The sequence below is a fragment of the Finegoldia sp. P2-F-LR genome (assembly GCF_052932265.1).
In genome coordinates this window covers 1-16,368 of the sequence record NZ_JBRFJF010000015.1, presented here as the reverse complement: position 1 = coordinate 16,368, position 16,368 = coordinate 1, and the positions used below count along the sequence as shown (strand labels likewise).

Sequence of the window (16,368 nt, the reverse complement as noted above, 5' to 3'; positions counted from 1 at the left end):
AATATGTATAAAGTAGCAGTGCTTACAGTATCAGACAAGGGTTCTCAAGGAAAAAGAGAAGATTTAAGTGGTAAAAAAATCATAGAAATTATCGAAAAAAACGGCTATAAATTAGAAAAATATGATATTGTAGCAGATGAAAAAGAACTTATAAAAGAAAAATTAATCGAGTATTCCAATGAAAATATTGAGTTGATTTTGACTACGGGTGGAACTGGATTTTCAAAAAGAGATGTAACTCCTGAGGCTACATTAGAAGTTTCAGAAAAACTTTGTTTGGGAATTAGTGAAGCGATTAGAAATTATTCGATGACGATTACAAAAAGAGCAATGCTTTCAAGAGCTGTTTCAGTTATTAGAAAAAACTCCCTCATAATAAATATGCCGGGTAGTCCTAAGGCTGTTGAAGAAAGTTTGGAATACATAATTGATACGTTAGATCACGCTTTGAAAATTTTACAAGGCGATGCATCAGAATGTGCGAGAAAATAGTTGTTCATAATTAATTAGTAATGTATAATATATGATAGATAATTGTAGGAGGTATATATGATACAAGCAGGAGATTTTAGAAAAGGCACAACTTTTGAAATGGATGGGGATGTATGGCAAATTATAGATTTCCAACACGTTAAACCAGGAAAAGGTGCAGCTTTCGTAAGAACAAAAATCAGATCAGTTATGACTGGTTCAAACAGAGACATGACATTCAATCCTAACGAAAAATATGAAGAAGCTAGAATTGAAACAAGAGAAATGCAATACTTATACAACGATGGAACTTTATATTATTTCATGGACCCAGAATCTTATGAACAATTACCAATTGATAAAGATAGTGTTGAAGAAGCTATTCTTTATATAAAGGAAAATGATATGGCAACAATCAAATTTTTCAAAGGTAAAGCATTCCAAGTTTCTCCACCAAACTTTGTTGAGTTAGAAATCACTCAAACAGAACCTGGTATTAAAGGTAACACTGCAACAGGAGCTACAAAACCAGCTACTGTAGAAACAGGCGCTACAGTTAACGTACCTTTATTTGTAAACGAAGGAGATAAAATTAAGATAGATACAAGAACTGGAGAATATTTGTCAAGAGTATAGTATTTATTGACTTTTCAACGCGTTTATGATAAAGTAGTACGGTGGATTTTGTCCATACTAATAGAGGAGGTCTAATATGAGAGATAAAGTAATTTTAGAATGTACTGAATGCAAGAGCAGAAATTACACTACTAAAAAGAATAAAAAACTTCACCCTGATAGAGTGGAAACTAACAAGTATTGTAAATTCTGTAAAAAGCACACTCTACACAAGGAAACAAGATAGGAGGAGCTTATGGCAGCGAAAAATACGCAAAATTCTAATCAAAAATCAGCCCAAAAAAATCAAGGATTTTTGAAAGGCGTGAAGACTGAATGGAATAAAATTGTCTGGCCGACACCAAAGGAAACTTTAGAATACTCAATAGTAGTAGTTATAATTTCCTTTATAGTTGCATTAATCGTATACGGATTAGATACTGTGTTCCAACGTTTAATTGGACTATTTATATAGAAAGGAACAGTATCCACAATGACCGAAAAAAATAACACATTTGTTGAAAATGCAACTGAAGATTTTAAGGAACGTGCCAAAGAGGGAAAATGGTATGTAGTACATACTTACTCTGGACACGAAGGTAAAGTAAAAGTTAATATTGAAAAAATGGTAGAAAATCGTGGTTATATCGACGATATATTTGAAGTAGTAGTACCTACTGAAGAATATGTTTCAGAGGTCGGTGGAGCTAAAAAGTTAAAAGAAAGAAAGATCTTCCCCGGTTATGTTTTCGTTAAGATGATAATTACCGATGTCTCATGGTATTTAGTTAGAAATACCAGAGGTGTTACAGGATTTGTAGGACCAGAATCCAAACCTGTAGCAGTTAGTGAAAAGGAAATCCAAAAATTCGCTCTTAAAAATCAATCTTACTCTAAAAAAGAAATTGATGTTAATGTGGGAGACAATGTGAATATTGTTTCTGGAGCATTTAGCGATCAAGTAGGTATTATTGAAGAAATAAATACTGAAAAAGCTATCTGTAAAGTTTTAATTTCCTTGTTCGGCAGAGACACATCTGTTGAAATTAGCTTTGATGATATCGAAAAAATATAAATTTGAATATAAGTTATTTAATTAATTTCATATAGATCGATGTGGGAGGTTAGCCCCGATAACCACAATAGTTTAAGGAGGAACTAATATGGCTAAAAAAGTACAAGCAATAGTAAAGTTACAAATTCCTGCAGGTAAAGCAACACCTGCACCACCAGTAGGTACAGCACTTGGACCTCACGGTGTTAATATAATGCAATTTACAAAAGAGTTTAACGCAAAAACTCAAGACCAAATGGGAATGATTATTCCAGTTGTTATGACTGTATACCAAGACAGATCATTCACATTTATAACAAAAACTCCACCAGCACCAGTTCTTATTAAAAAAGAATTAGGATTAAATTCTGCTTCAGGAGAACCTAATAAAACTAAAGTTGGACAATTAACTAAAGAACAAGTTAAGAAAATTGCTGAAATTAAAATGCCTGACTTAAATGCAGCAAACTTAGAATCTGCTATGAGTATGATTAAAGGTACAGCAAGAAGTATGGGAGTTACAGTAGAAGAATAGTGGGAGATTAAGTTCGTTAGAACCACAAGGAGGATTATATGGCAAAAAAAGGTAAAAAATATCAAGAAAGTGCAAAATTAATTGATAGATCAGTTGAATATAAATTAGATGAAGCTAGCAAATTAGTTGTTGAAACTGCTAAAGCTAAGTTTGACGAATCAGTAGAATTACACGCAAAATTAGGTGTAGATAGTAGACACGCTGACCAACAAGTTCGTGGTACTATCGTACTTCCTCATGGTACAGGTAAAGACCAAAAGGTTGCTGTATTTGCTAAAGGTGAAAAAGCTGAAGAAGCAAAAGCTGCAGGAGCAGATTTCGTAGGAGCAGAAGATTTAGCAGAAAAAATCCAAAAAGAAGGTTGGTTAGGATTTGATGTTGCAGTAGCTACTCCAGATATGATGGGTGTTGTAGGTAGAATTGGTAGAATCTTAGGACCTCAAGGTTTAATGCCAAACCCTAAAGCTGGTACAGTAACTATGGATGTTACAAGTGCAATCAAAGAAATCAAAGCTGGTAAAGTTGAATATAGAACTGATAAGAGTAATATCATTCACGTTCCAGTTGGTAAAGTTTCTTTTGGAGAAGAAAAAATTGCTGAAAACATCAATGCATTAATGCAAGCAATATTGAAAGCAAAACCAGCTTCATCAAAAGGTAAATATATTAGATCTTTAACAATTGCTTCAACAATGGGCCCTGGAATCAAGGTTAATCCATTACAATTTGCAAAAGAATAATATAAATAAGAATTTATTAGCCACCGTTAAGGTGGCTTTTCTTAAATACAGAGGGAAAAATGAAATTATTAAAAGAAGATAAAAAGAAAATTCAAATAGGAATAATAATACTAATTGTTCCAGTTATTTTGGCGTATCTTTTGTTCAATGGAAAATCAATAGGTAATGCATTGAGCACTTTTATGGCGATTATATCTCCATTTATTATTGGCGCTGCATTAGCGTTTGTCCTAAATATGCCTATGAATTTTATTGAGAATAAACTTTTTAAAAAATGGACTTCTAAACCAGGTCTAAAAAGGGCGATATCTCTGTTAATAAGTTTAGTAATTGTTAGTGCGATAATAGCATTTGTAGTGATACTTATAATTCCTAATTTTTTTGAAGCTATTAAGTCGCTTATTCGTGGGATTCCAGTATTAGTTGAAAAGCTAAGAAAATATCCTGAAATAGCAAAACAATTGGATAAAATTTATGACACATACGCTATCACAAGCACTCATGATTTGGTTGTAAAATTGAAACCTTATTTAACAAAAAATGGATTGGATATATTGAACAATGTGTTTTTTGGAATTAGCACAGTGTTTTCTGTTGTACTTAGTTTTGTAGTGTCGTTCACATTTGCTATTTATTTATTATTTTCAAAAGAAACTTTGAGAAGACAATTTACAGAATTGGCGTATGTTTTCTTCAGTGGAAAAACTGCAAACAAGATTTTAATTTTCTTTAAGGTGGCTTACGAAAAATTTTATTCTTTTTTCAAAGGTCAATTTATCGAAGCGTTTATGCTTGGATTTATGTGCTTTATAGGAATGTATTTGTTGAAGATACCAAACGCTGCAACTGTAAGTGTGCTAATTGGTTTTGGAGCATTAATTCCATTGGTTGGAGCTATACTAGGAGCTGCATTGGGAGCTTTGATTATTTTAATCGAATCTTTTTCAAAAGCTATTATGTTTGTGATTTTCATAATTGTACTTCAACAATTTGATGGCAATGTAACTTATCCTAGAATTGTGGGATCGTCTGTAGGGCTACCATCTATTTGGGTGCTAGTTGCAGTTACTATAGGTGCAGCATTAAGCGGTATTGTTGGAATGCTTATTTTTGTTCCGATATTTGCAACAATCTATGAATTATTGTACAGATATAAGAAAAAGAAATTGAAAGATAAAAACATCTGTATTATTGAAGAAAAATAATAAAAAAGTGTTGACATATTCATAGAATATGATATAATAATCAAGTAATTAATTTGGGCTACCGAAGACAGTAGGGACTATTAAAGTTTAATCATCCTACAGAGGAGCATAAGATATGAGTTTATCAGTCTTTCTGTCTTTGGATGGAAAGACTTTTTTAGTGTAGCCTTTTTCATGGAGGTGAAATAATGAAAGAACACGTTTTAAATCAAAAGAAAGCTGTTGTTGATGAAATTAAAGGACATATTAATGATGCTAAATCAATGGTTATCGTTGATTATAGAGGATTAGATGTTAGCGAAGCAACAGAATTAAGAGAAAAATTCAGAAATGAAAATGTATTATTCAAAGTATACAAAAACACAATGATGAATTTTGCTTTTAAAGAATTGGGATTTGATGGATTCTTAGATTACTTATCTGGTCCTAACGCGGTTGCATTCAGTATGGATGATCCAATCGCTGCAGCTAGAATAGCTAAAGAATTCGCATCAGATCACGAAAATTTAGAAATTAAAGCAGGTTATTTAGGAGACAAATTCTTAGATGTTGAAGGTGTGAAGAAAATCGCATCTATCCCTTCAAGAGAAGTTCTTCTTACAAAAATGCTTGGAAGCTTCAAAGCTCCAGTATCAAAATTTGTATATTTAGCAGATGCTATTGCTAAATCTAAAAAAGAAGGTTCAGAAGAAGCTGAATCAAACGAAACTACTGAAACAGTAGAAGAATAATTAATTAAAATAAAATTTGGAGGTAAAAAATGTCAATAGATGAAATCTTAGAAGCAGTTGAAGGCTTAACTGTTCTTGAATTAAATGAATTAGTAGAAAAAGCAGAAGAAAAATTTGGAGTATCAGCAGCAGCTCCTGTAGCAGCAGCAGGTGCAGCACCAGCAGCAGGTGGAGCAGCAGCAGAAGAAAAATCAGAATTTGATGTAATTTTAGCATCAGTTGGTGACGCTAAGATGAAAGTTATCAAAGCAGTTAAAGACTTAACTGGATTAGGATTAAAAGATGCTAAAGCTATCGTAGACGAAGCTCCTAAAGCAATTAAAGAAGGCGCTTCTAAAGAAGAAGCTGAAGAATTAAAAGCTAAACTTGAAGAAGTTGGAGCTACTATCGAATTAAAATAGTCGATAAATTTATGGAGAGGTTATGTATAATAGCCTCTTTTTTTGTTGCTTGACAAATCATTTGTTTATGATATCATTTAAATATATTGATAAAATGACTATGATGAGATGAGTATGTAATAATTTTTTTTAAGAGAGTCTTAGTTTGGTGGAATAGGATATTAGATTATTGCAGAATATGGTCTTTGAGTTTGAAAAATTGAATAGCTAATGCTTTTAAATTTTTCCGGGAGCATCCGTTATCAAATGCTAGGCATTAAAGTGCCAAACAATGAGAGAATATTTTATATTCTAAAATTAAGGTGGTAACGCGGATTTTCGCCCTTATATGATGTATGTCATATAAGGGATTTTTTATTTTAGTTTTATTTAGGAGGGAAATTATGTCAGAAGAAAAGAAATCATATTATATTACTACTCCGATTTATTATCCAAGTAGTAATTTGCATTTGGGTCATACTTATACTACAATCATTGCGGATACCTTGAAGAAATTCAAAAAAATTCAAGGCTATGATGTGTTTTTGACTACAGGTACTGATGAACACGGTCAAAAGTTGTACGAAAAAGCAAAAGAAAAAAATATGGGTGATAATCCATTAAATTATATCGATCCAATTGTACAAAGTGCCAAGGATTTGTGGAAAAAACTAGACATAGACATAGATAGTTTTGTCAGAAGTACAGACAAGGCTCACGAAAAAAACGTTCAAGAAATCTTCCAAAAATTATACGATAAGGGAGATATTTACAAGTCTACTTACAAGGGACATTATTGTGTCGACTGTGAAGCTTTTTGGACAGAGTCACAATTAAAGGATGGAAAGTGCCCTGACTGTGGACGTGGTGTTCATTATCATGAAGAAGAATCGTACTTTTTCAAATTATCAAAATACAAAGATAGAATTTTACAATTGTACAAAGACAACCCAGATTTCTTGAAACCAGAATCTCGTAAGAATGAAATGGTGAATAACTTTTTAAGTGGTGAATTGGAAGATTTATCCGTATCTCGTACAAGTTTTGACTGGGGAGTTAAGGTTCCATTTGATGATAAGCATATTATTTACGTGTGGATTGATGCGCTTAGCTGTTATTTGACAGGGATTGGATATGGACAAGATGAAGAATTATTCAACAAATTCTGGCCATGTGATATTCACTTGGTAGGTAAAGAAATTGTAAGATTCCACACTATTATTTGGCCAGCGTTGTTGATGGCGTTGGATTTACCATTGCCAAAGAGGGTTTTCGCTCATGGATGGATTTTGTTTAATGAAGATAAGATGAGTAAATCTAAGGGAAATGTATATTATCCAGAGCCAATTATAGATTTGTACGGTGTAGATGCTTTGAAATATTACATTTTAAGAGATTTTACTTTTGGTAATGATGGTAACTTTACGACAGAAAGATTTATGAATAGATTTAATTCTGATTTGGTAAATGATTTGGGTAATCTTGTAAGTAGATCTGTGTCAATGGTTGAAAAATACTTTGATGGAGTTATTCCTCAACCAAATGAAAATAATGATATAGACAAGGATTTGATTTCTGTAGTTGAAGCTTGCCAAGAAAAAGTTGAAGAACTATTGGAGGAACTTGATTTCTCAAATGCACTAGAAGAAATTTGGAAAGTTGTCAGAAGAGCGAACAAATACATCGATGAAACTACACCATGGATTTTGATTAAAGAAGATCCTGAAAGGTTGAAGACGGTTTTGTATAATTTGATGGATGCTATAAGAGTTATTTGTATTTTGACTTCCCCATTTATCACTGAAACAAGCAATAAAATCAAAGAACAAATAGGACTTTCAGAAATTAAATGGGAAGATGGAAAAGTTTTCGGTAAAACAGTAGTTGGAACTAAGGTTCAAAGAGGAGAAAACTTGTTCAATAGATTGGATATCAAGAAGGAAACTGAAAGATTAAATGAAGTTAATGACAAATTAATAGAAGAAAGAACTGGTAAGAAAGTTTCTGAATTGAGAGAAGACACAGAAGAAGCTCCTAAGAAATCGAAGAAAAGCTCTAAGAAAAACAAAACAAAGGAAGAAATCACTATAGATGATTTTGATAAATTAGATTTGAGAGTAGGTCAAATCATAGAAGCAAAACAACATCCTGATGCAGATAAGCTTTTGGTTTTCAAGGTTAAAATAGGAGAAGAAACAAGACAAATTGTTTCTGGAATTAAAAACTGGTACGAACCAAATGATTTGATAGGTAAGAAGGTTATAGTTGTGTATAATTTGAAGCCTGTTAAGTTAAGAGGAGTAGAATCTCAAGGTATGCTTCTTGCAGCAAGTAAGGGCGATAACTTGACTATGGCAAGTCTACTTGACTCAGAATTTGAAGATGGAGCGACTGTATCTTAATGGGAGAATATGTAATATACGACACGCATTGTCACTTGACAGATGAGAAATTTGATTTTGATAGAGATAAAATAATCGAGAACCTACAATCCAATTCTGTTGTAAAAGCAATGCTTCCAAGTGACAATGTTGAAAACTCCATTAAAGCCATAGAATTATCAAAAAAGTATGATTTCTTATACAATGCTGTGGGGATTCACCCTGAAGAAGATAGTAGATTCACAGATGAGGATATTTCTAGGATAGAAGAGTTGACTGATAATCCAAAATGCAAAGCAATTGGAGAAATTGGACTGGACTATCATTATGAACACGACAAGGACAAGCAAAAATATCTATTTGAGAAGCAAATGCAAATCGCCGAAAAGAAAAATTTGCCTGTAATTATTCACACAAGAGATGCAATACAAGACACATATGATATCTTGAAGAAATATCCAAATGTAAGAGGAATAATGCACTCTTATTCTGGAAGTTATGAGATGGCAATGAAATTTATTGATTTGGGATATTATATTTCATTTAGTGGAGTTGTGACATTTAAGAATGCAAGAAATGTCAAGGAAACTTGTGAGAGATTACCTATTGATAAAATTTTAGTAGAAACAGATTCTCCTTATTTGACGCCTCATCCATATCGTGGAAAAAGAAATGAACCTAAATATGTGAATTTGGTTTTACAAGAGGTTAGTTTGTTGAAAAAAATGTCGGAAAAAGAAGCGGCACAAATCATTTGCAATAATGCTGATGATATTTTTGGATGGTAAATTATGATAAAAGAAATAATAGTTGTCGAAGGAAGAGACGATGAGCAAAGAGTCAAAAGAGCACTAGATTGTGAAGTGATTTGCACTGGTGGGATTTATTTTAGCGACAAATTACTCAAAAGACTCAAAAAAATCAACCAAGATAGAGGGATAATAATTCTAACGGATCCAGACTATGCTGGAAATAAAATCAGAAAAAGAATCAATGATATTATTCCGAACGCAAAAAATGCATTTATAGCACAAGATTTGTGTATCAAAGATCAAGACATCGGAATTGAAAATGCAAAGGAAGAAGATATTAAAATCGCCATAGAAAACGCTCATCCATCAATGATTGATTCTAAGAATGAATACACGATGGATGATATGATTTACTATGGATTAGTAGGTGAAGGATCCAAAGCGCTTAGAATAAAAGTTGGCAAAATCTTAAACATAGGTTACGGAAATGCGAAATCTTTTCTTAGAATGCTAAACAATTACAATATTTCAAGAGAAAAATTAGAGGAGGCTATTAATAGATGAGTTACAGACTACACCAACCTTCTTATATTAAGGAAATATTGGACGAATTCGGATTTAAGTTCTCAAAGGCTTTGGGGCAAAATTTTCTAATCGATGGTAATTTGATTGAAAATATTATCGACTATTCTGATATCACAGAAGATGATTACGTTATTGAGATTGGCCCTGGTTTTGGAACATTAACTGAAAGACTTGTCGACAAATGCAAGTTTTTGTATTCGATTGAAATAGATTCAAGACTTATGGATGTTTTGAAATATACTGTTGGAGATAGATATAATTTTCAAATAATAAATGAAGATGTGTTGAAGGTAGATTTGAATGAACTTAATCATGGAGCTAAAAAGTTTAAAGTGGTTGCGAATCTTCCTTACTACATCACAACTCCAATTATTGAGCATTTGTTCAATTACAGAGATATTATTGAATCAATCACTGTTATGGTTCAAAAAGAAGTGGCTAATAGAATGGTCGCGAATGTAGGAAGCAAGGATTACGCATCATTGAGTTTGTTTGTAAAACAAAATAGCGATGCGAAAATAATACTGAATGCTCCCAAAACAGTTTTTATGCCACAACCAAAAGTAGACAGTGCAGTTGTAAACATGAAGCTTAAAAAATTAGATGAAGATATCGACCAAGAACTTCTTCGTCAATTAATCAGATCGGGTTTTAGCAAAAGAAGAAAAACCATAGTAAACAGTTTTACAAGTGGGTTTGTAAATGTTGACAAGGACAAATTAAAGTCGATTCTTCAAGAGTTAGGTTTAAAAGAGAATTTGAGAGCTGAGAATTTGTCATTGGAAGATTACAAAAATATTGTAAAGAAGTTGAACGATATTGATTAGGATTTTCAAATAAGGGTATATATAAAATACAGACTTTTAAGGAGGTATTTTTATGAAAGATGTAGTAATTTATACAAGTGATGGATGCCAATATTGCCACGCTGCAAAAGATTATATGGACGAAAACAACGTAAAATATACAGAAAAAAATATATCACAAGACCAAGAAGCTAGAAAAGAACTTATGAAAAAAGGTCACATGGGTGTTCCTGTTACAATCATAGGTGATGAAGAAATAGTTGGCTTCGACCAAGCAAAATTAAAAGAAGCTTTAGGTTTATAAAAAACAAAACTACTTGTCAAACGACAGGTAGTTTTTTTATGTAAAAGCCCGCTGTGTGAGCGGGCGAAATATTAGTTTTTGTTTAGTTGTTCTAATAGATAATTTACATCTAGTCCGTGAACCATACAAGCTTCTTCTAAGCTTTCCATTTGGCTTGCTGGACAACCTATACATGATAATCCGTTTCTGAATAAAACTTCTACAGAATCTGGATTGTTTCTAATAATATCTCCGATTAACATATCTTTAGTAATTTCCATAAAATCACCCTTTCATCATTTATATTCTTATTATAATATAAGCTTTAAGTTCATTCAAGTAAAAATTTTGCGTATGTATGTTATAATTTAATATGAAATAGAAATATAGGTGGTGAGTAATATGATGGATGAAAAATTTGAACGTCATGAAATAGATATGGATTTGCTTAACAAATATCTAGAAGACAAAGATTATTTAAAACTAAAAAATCAAATTCAAAAATACAACCCAGTTGATATTACAGATTATATAGAATCGTTAGATTTAAAAAGTGCAATGTTAGTTTTTAGATTACTTAATAAAGATGATTGCATAGATGTATTCTCTCACATGGAAAAGGATCATCGTACAAGGCTTTTAGAGGCGTTTAGTGATAAAGAAGTTAAATTCATAGTCGATGAATTGTATTTTGACGATATGATTGACTTAATCGAAGAAATGCCTGCTGGAATTGTTAAAAAAGTCCTCAGACATACGGATAAAAGCGAAAGAAATCTGATTAATCAATTCTTAAATTATCCAGAAGATTCAGCGGGATCTTTGATGACAATAGAATATATTGAGTTGAGATCTTATTATACTGTGAGAAAGGCTCTTGAAGTTATAAAAAAGACAGGAGTAGATAAGCAGACCGTCTATACATGTTTTGTAACAAATGAAAAGAAAACTTTACTAGGATTTGTTTCATTGAGAACTATAGTTACAAATGAACCTGAAACACTGATAGAAGATTTGATGGACGAAGATGTAATTTACGTTCACACTGACGATGACCAAGAAACAGTTGCAGATGTGTTCAAAAAATACGGATTCGTTGTGCTTCCAGTTGTAGACAATGAAAAAAGACTTACTGGTATAATAACAGTTGACGACATCATGGACGTTATGGAACAAGAGGCGACAGAAGACTTCCAAATCATGGCAGGTATGAGTCCAGACGAAGACGAATATTTGGATCAAAGCGTGTTTAATTTGGCAAAAAAACGTATTGCGTGGCTTTTGATATTGATGATTTCTGCGACGTTTACAGGTTCAATTATGACTCATTATGAATCGCTTTTAGGTCAAGCTATTATATTAACAGCATTTATTCCGATGATAATGGACACTGGAGGAAACTCAGGATCTCAATCATCGACATTGATTATACGTGGATTAGCAACTGGGGAAATCAGTACAAAAGATTGGCTTAAAGTTTTCTTCAAAGAATTCAGAGTTGCTTTGATAGTTTCTGTAGTAATGAGCGTAGTTTGTTTTATCAAAACTATGATTGTAGACAAGGTTTCAGTACCGGTTGGGTTGGTTGTTTCACTAACTTTGATATTCACAATAGTGACAGCAAAATTAATAGGTGGAATGTTGCCTATAATTGCTAAAAAGCTAAAACTAGACCCAGCAATAATGGCAGGTCCTTTGATTACTACAATAGTTGATGCTTTGAGTTTATTAATTTATTTTGAGATGGCACACATTGCATTAGGAATTTAGAAAATATATAAAAACTATTGACATATTTTTAATATTACTGTAAAATATTCTATTTAATTTGACTTTAGAGTGATAGAGTGATATAATACTACTAACGACGATCTGTTAGGAGGAATAACGTGAAGGAAATTAACGATTTGAACATGATTAGAAGTCAAGTGCGAAGTAATATTGGAAAAGATGTTATTGTCGAGGCAGATAAAGGACGAAATAAAATTGTAACTAACAAAGGAACTATCAGCCAAGTGTTCCCGAGTTTATTTACAATAAAAATAACTAACGAATATGATTCAGAAAGAACAATATCATATACTTACTCAGATATACTTACATCAACAGTAAAGTTAGAATTATGTTAAAAAACGACCGGAAGGTCGTTTTTTTAGTTTGATTTAACATTTAAACAATAGTATAATTTATTAATAGAGGTGTATTATGAAGTTGAAATTATATATGTCAGAAAAATGCCCAGATTGTGTAGACGCAATCGAAATTTTAAAAAATGCCAATATTGATTATGAAGAAATCAATATTACAGATTCTATGAAAAATCTCAAAGAATTTTTTACTTATAGAGATAATAGAAAAGAATTTGAATCAATTGTCAAAGACAACAAGGTTGGTGTTCCTATGATAACTGATGGCGAAAAGATAGTATTTTTTGAAAAATTAGAAGATTTAAGAGTGTTTGATGAAAATTAATAGCTATGCCAAGATAAATCTGTCGTTAGATGTTCTTGGTTTAAGGGAAGATGGATATCATAATATCGATACGATTATGAATCTGATTGATCTTCACGATATTATGGATATAAATCGTAATGATACTGATGAATTAAATTTGAGCTCCAATAATCCAGGTTTTCCAACTGATAAAACTAATTTGATCTTTAAAATATTTGAGAATTTAAAAAAGTTCAGGGACATTAACTATGGTTATGATGTATTTGTAGACAAACAAATCCCTATATCAGCAGGACTTGCTGGAGGAAGTTCCAATGCATGTGAGTTTTTGATGTTTTTGAATGATGATTTGTCACTTAATCTTTCTTATCAAGAAATCAAAGAAATCTGTAGATTGACAGGAGCGGACACTTTTTATTTTACGAACAAAAAATGTGTCAGAGCAACAGGGATAGGAAATGAGTTTGTTAGGTTATCTGATTTTTCTAATAAAAATATAATAATTGTAAATAATGGAATGAGCATATCTTCTAAAGAAGTTTATGATAATTTAAAGGACTCAAACGGAGGACTTGGCAAAATTACTGTTGCTATTGATAATCGTGATTACGAAACTTTTTATAAGAGCGCTTTTAATACTATGGAAAGTGTATCTGAATCATTAGTTACAGATATTTCAGATATAAAAGAAAAGTTATCTAATTTTGGAGCTAACTTATCGTTGATGAGTGGATCAGGACCTACGGTTTTTGGGATTTTTGAAAACTATAACGACTATGAAGATTGCTACAATAAATTAAAGGACAAATATAAGTATGTATTCAAAACAAAAACCTTATAACAAAATAGGATTCGTGGATTCTGGTTTGGGCGGGCTTACTGTATTCAAAAAAGTTAAGAAGATTATGCCTAATAAAGAATATATTTATTTTGCGGATAGTGCAAATGTCCCTTACGGTTCTAAAACCAGAGAACAAATGCTTAAGATTTCTGAGAATATTGTTAGGTTTTTCAATGAACAGCAGATAGATTTACTTGTCGTAGCTTGTAATACGTTAACATCAATTGCGTTGGATTATATGAAATCAATTGCAAATTTTGATATAATTGGAGTTGTTGAATACGGTGTTAAATCTGCTTTAAAAACTACTTCTAATAAAAAAGTAGGAGTAATAGCGACAAAAGCCACGGTGGACAATGGTTTATATAAAAAATTATTAGAACAACAAGGAGTTGAAGTGTGCCAATCTGCATGTTTTGATTTTGTAGGATTTGTTGAAGAAAACTGCAAAGATAAAGAGAAGATTTTGAAAAAAGTCGAAGAATATTTGAAACCCATTGTAGATTTTGGAGCAGACACCATAATTTTGGGATGTACACATTATCCTGTTCTAATTGAATACCTTAAACAATATACAGGAGATAATATTACATTTGTAGATCCTGCAGATTTACTAAGTGAAGATATTTATGAGATTTGCGGGAACTATCAAAATATATGTGACACAAAATATTTTGTCACGAAAAATCCATTTGATTTTAAAATTAATGGATCTAAAATTATAGGACAACCTATAGAAAAAGTTACAGAAATGGAGTGATTTTATGGAATTGAATTACGAAAAGAAAAGTATCTGGGAAGTTGTAGATGAAAAAGAACACGATGAAATTTACGCTTATAGCGAAAGATACAAAAACTTCTTAGATAGTTGCAAAACAGAAAGAGAAGCTACAGAATTTATAGTTAATCAAGCAAAAGAACACGGATTTGTTGAATTGAATGAAGCATTAAAAGGACAAATCAAAAAAGGCGACAAAATTTATATAAATAATAAAGACAAATCATGCGTATTAGTAGTTATTGGTGATGATATAAATGAAGGACTTAATATAGTTGGATCACACTTAGATTGCCCAAGATTAGATGTTAGAGCTGTACCATTTTCAGAAGATAAAAACATCTTAATGATGAAGACACATTACTACGGCGGAATCAAAAAACATCAATGGACTACAATCCCATTGGCAATGCACGGAGTAATCTTCACAAATGAAGGCAAAAAAGTTGAAATCAAAATCGGCGAAAAAGAAGACGAACCAGTTTTCTACATCACTGAACTATTAGCTCACTTATCTAAAGATTTGAACTCAAAAACATTGGGTCAAGCCATTGAAGGTGAAAAATTAGCTATAATAGCAGGTCATGATAGCTATAATTTCAAAGATGAAAAAGAAAACCCAATCAAAAAATGTATCTTAAAATACTTGAACGAAAAATATGGAATAACTGAATCTGATTTCCAAGTAGCAGAATTAGAAATTGTACCAGCTACTAAAGCAAGAGACGTTGGATTTGACGGTGCTATGATTGCATCTCACGGTCATGACGACAGAGTATGTGCTTACGCAACATTAGAAGCAATCCTTAAAGTTGAAAATCCTAAGAGAACAGCTGTAGCTTTATTCGTGGATAAAGAAGAAATTGGTTCAGTTGGTAATACATCAATGAATGCACCATACATGAAAAACATGATTGCAGAAATAGCTAATAACCAACATGAAAATTACAGTGATTTAACAATGAGAAGAATCATGGCTAATTCAAAAGTGTTATCAGCAGATGTAACAGCAGCTATCGATCCATTGTATGCTGATGCAACAGAAGACGCTAACACAGCTTTAAGTGGATGTGGAATTTCATTGGCAAAATTCACAGGACACGGTGGAAAGTTCAGCTCAAATGATGCCAACCCAGAATTCTTAAATGAATTAAGACAATTATTCAAAGAAGAAAAAGTAATGTGGCAAACAACTGAACTTGGTAAAATAGACCAAGGTGGTGGAGGAACAATAGCCTTCATACTTGCAAACCAAGGAGCAGAAGTAGTTGACATCGGAACAGCTATGCTATCAATGCATGCACCAGTAGAATTATTATCGAAAGCTGACTGCTACATGACAAGCAAAGCATACCACGCATTTTTAAAATAATATAAAGTAAACTTATAAAGCACTTGACAATTAGCTTTTATATTGATATTATATAAAAGCACTTTGAGTTAAGTGCTTTTTAAATTACTTAAAAGAAAGTAATGCAAGTAAAACGAAAATAAAAAAAGTTTTACAAAACACTTGACAAAATGAAATGATGATAGTAAACTATAATAGTTCACTAAAGTAACATTTCAAGAAAACACATTTTGAATGAAAAATATTTCAAAAAAAAGTGTTGACAAAGAAAAGTTAGTATGATATACTAACAAAGTCGTTACGAAAGTGCGAAGAAAGTTGTCATTAAGACAACAAACTATAGAACCTTAATAAATTAAATAAAGTAAATACTTTGAGAGAAGTACAAACCAAACAATAATTCGGT

Annotated in this window: 22 protein-coding genes and 2 other annotated features; of the genes, 21 read left to right on the top strand and 1 reads right to left on the bottom strand. The window is 31.9% G+C overall.

Annotated elements, in window-relative coordinates:
- Positions 1-3 precede the first annotated feature (3 nt).
- The 15 genes from ACU68W_RS08820 (at position 4) to ACU68W_RS08750 (ending at position 10,559) form a co-directional block, all read left to right on the top strand.
- The gene (locus tag ACU68W_RS08820; protein ID WP_002835321.1) at positions 4-492 is read left to right on the top strand and encodes a MogA/MoaB family molybdenum cofactor biosynthesis protein; all 489 of its coding nucleotides are present in this window, start codon (positions 4-6) and stop codon (positions 490-492) included.
- A gap of 57 nt (positions 493-549) precedes the next feature.
- Positions 550-1,107: an elongation factor P gene (efp, locus tag ACU68W_RS08815; protein WP_002835320.1), complete on the top strand. Its 558-nt coding sequence runs from the start codon at positions 550-552 to the stop codon at positions 1,105-1,107.
- Between the two features lie 76 nt (positions 1,108-1,183).
- The gene (rpmG, locus tag ACU68W_RS08810; protein ID WP_002835319.1) at positions 1,184-1,333 is read left to right on the top strand and encodes a 50S ribosomal protein L33; all 150 of its coding nucleotides are present in this window, start codon (positions 1,184-1,186) and stop codon (positions 1,331-1,333) included.
- A gap of 9 nt (positions 1,334-1,342) precedes the next feature.
- Complete coding sequence (secE, locus tag ACU68W_RS08805) at positions 1,343-1,561, top strand: preprotein translocase subunit SecE (protein WP_094205471.1); 219 nt, start codon at positions 1,343-1,345, stop codon at positions 1,559-1,561.
- Positions 1,562-1,579: 18 nt separating this feature from the next.
- Positions 1,580-2,161, top strand: a complete 582-nt coding sequence (nusG, locus tag ACU68W_RS08800) for a transcription termination/antitermination protein NusG (protein ID WP_094223328.1) — start codon at positions 1,580-1,582, stop codon at positions 2,159-2,161.
- A gap of 88 nt (positions 2,162-2,249) precedes the next feature.
- Positions 2,250-2,675, top strand: coding sequence for a 50S ribosomal protein L11 (rplK, locus tag ACU68W_RS08795; protein ID WP_002835316.1), 426 nt, complete (start codon positions 2,250-2,252; stop codon positions 2,673-2,675).
- Positions 2,676-2,713: 38 nt separating this feature from the next.
- Positions 2,714-3,415, top strand: coding sequence for a 50S ribosomal protein L1 (rplA, locus tag ACU68W_RS08790; RefSeq protein WP_094223329.1), 702 nt, complete (start codon positions 2,714-2,716; stop codon positions 3,413-3,415).
- Between the two features lie 59 nt (positions 3,416-3,474).
- Entirely contained in the window at positions 3,475-4,620 is a 1,146-nt protein-coding gene (locus ACU68W_RS08785; RefSeq protein WP_094223330.1) for an AI-2E family transporter, read from the top strand.
- Positions 4,621-4,663: 43 nt separating this feature from the next.
- Positions 4,664-4,788 (top strand) — a sequence feature (ribosomal protein L10 leader region).
- A 20-nt stretch (positions 4,789-4,808) separates the two neighbouring features.
- The gene (gene rplJ / locus ACU68W_RS08780) at positions 4,809-5,351 is read left to right on the top strand and encodes a 50S ribosomal protein L10 (protein ID WP_446756406.1); all 543 of its coding nucleotides are present in this window, start codon (positions 4,809-4,811) and stop codon (positions 5,349-5,351) included.
- A gap of 29 nt (positions 5,352-5,380) precedes the next feature.
- A complete protein-coding gene (gene rplL, locus ACU68W_RS08775) occupies positions 5,381-5,752 on the top strand; it encodes a 50S ribosomal protein L7/L12 (RefSeq protein WP_094205474.1) in 372 nt (123 codons plus the stop codon).
- A gap of 91 nt (positions 5,753-5,843) precedes the next feature.
- Positions 5,844-6,081: a binding site (T-box leader), on the top strand.
- 54 nt (positions 6,082-6,135) lie between these two features.
- Positions 6,136-8,133: a methionine--tRNA ligase gene (metG, locus tag ACU68W_RS08770; RefSeq protein ID WP_446756405.1), complete on the top strand. Its 1,998-nt coding sequence runs from the start codon at positions 6,136-6,138 to the stop codon at positions 8,131-8,133.
- Positions 8,133-8,900 (top strand): TatD family hydrolase, encoded by a 768-nt coding sequence (locus ACU68W_RS08765; RefSeq protein WP_294684472.1) that lies wholly within the window; start codon positions 8,133-8,135, stop codon positions 8,898-8,900. Before metG ends, ACU68W_RS08765 begins: the two co-directional genes overlap by 1 nt.
- Positions 8,901-8,903: 3 nt before the next feature.
- Positions 8,904-9,428 carry a ribonuclease M5 gene (gene rnmV / locus ACU68W_RS08760; protein ID WP_294684473.1) on the top strand — a complete coding sequence of 175 codons (525 nt, stop codon included), beginning with the start codon at positions 8,904-8,906 and terminating at the stop codon, positions 9,426-9,428.
- Entirely contained in the window at positions 9,425-10,276 is an 852-nt protein-coding gene (rsmA, locus tag ACU68W_RS08755) for a 16S rRNA (adenine(1518)-N(6)/adenine(1519)-N(6))-dimethyltransferase RsmA (protein WP_446756404.1), read from the top strand. Before rnmV ends, rsmA begins: the two co-directional genes overlap by 4 nt.
- A gap of 52 nt (positions 10,277-10,328) precedes the next feature.
- Entirely contained in the window at positions 10,329-10,559 is a 231-nt protein-coding gene (locus ACU68W_RS08750) for a glutaredoxin family protein (RefSeq protein WP_002838618.1), read from the top strand.
- Positions 10,560-10,630: 71 nt separating this feature from the next.
- Here the strand turns inward: ACU68W_RS08750 and ACU68W_RS08745 are convergent, their stop codons facing one another.
- Entirely contained in the window at positions 10,631-10,819 is a 189-nt protein-coding gene (locus ACU68W_RS08745) for a DUF1858 domain-containing protein (protein WP_094205480.1), read from the bottom strand.
- A gap of 121 nt (positions 10,820-10,940) precedes the next feature.
- Between ACU68W_RS08745 and mgtE the strand changes: the two genes are divergently transcribed.
- The 6 genes from mgtE (at position 10,941) to ACU68W_RS08715 (ending at position 15,983) form a co-directional block, all read left to right on the top strand.
- A complete protein-coding gene (gene mgtE, locus ACU68W_RS08740) occupies positions 10,941-12,308 on the top strand; it encodes a magnesium transporter (protein WP_446756403.1) in 1,368 nt (455 codons plus the stop codon).
- Between the two features lie 119 nt (positions 12,309-12,427).
- The gene (locus ACU68W_RS08735; RefSeq protein ID WP_002835303.1) at positions 12,428-12,667 is read left to right on the top strand and encodes a Veg family protein; all 240 of its coding nucleotides are present in this window, start codon (positions 12,428-12,430) and stop codon (positions 12,665-12,667) included.
- A 76-nt stretch (positions 12,668-12,743) separates the two neighbouring features.
- Positions 12,744-13,010: a glutaredoxin domain-containing protein gene (locus tag ACU68W_RS08730; protein ID WP_446756402.1), complete on the top strand. Its 267-nt coding sequence runs from the start codon at positions 12,744-12,746 to the stop codon at positions 13,008-13,010.
- The gene (ispE, locus tag ACU68W_RS08725) at positions 13,000-13,833 is read left to right on the top strand and encodes a 4-(cytidine 5'-diphospho)-2-C-methyl-D-erythritol kinase (protein ID WP_446756401.1); all 834 of its coding nucleotides are present in this window, start codon (positions 13,000-13,002) and stop codon (positions 13,831-13,833) included. Before ACU68W_RS08730 ends, ispE begins: the two co-directional genes overlap by 11 nt.
- On the top strand, positions 13,808-14,593 hold the full coding sequence (murI, locus tag ACU68W_RS08720; RefSeq protein ID WP_446756400.1) for a glutamate racemase: 786 nt from the start codon (positions 13,808-13,810) through the stop codon (positions 14,591-14,593). The genes ispE and murI overlap by 26 nt, the downstream gene beginning before the upstream one ends.
- A 4-nt stretch (positions 14,594-14,597) precedes the next feature.
- The gene (locus tag ACU68W_RS08715) at positions 14,598-15,983 is read left to right on the top strand and encodes an aminopeptidase (protein WP_094223339.1); all 1,386 of its coding nucleotides are present in this window, start codon (positions 14,598-14,600) and stop codon (positions 15,981-15,983) included.
- The last annotated feature ends 385 nt before the right edge of the window (positions 15,984-16,368 follow it).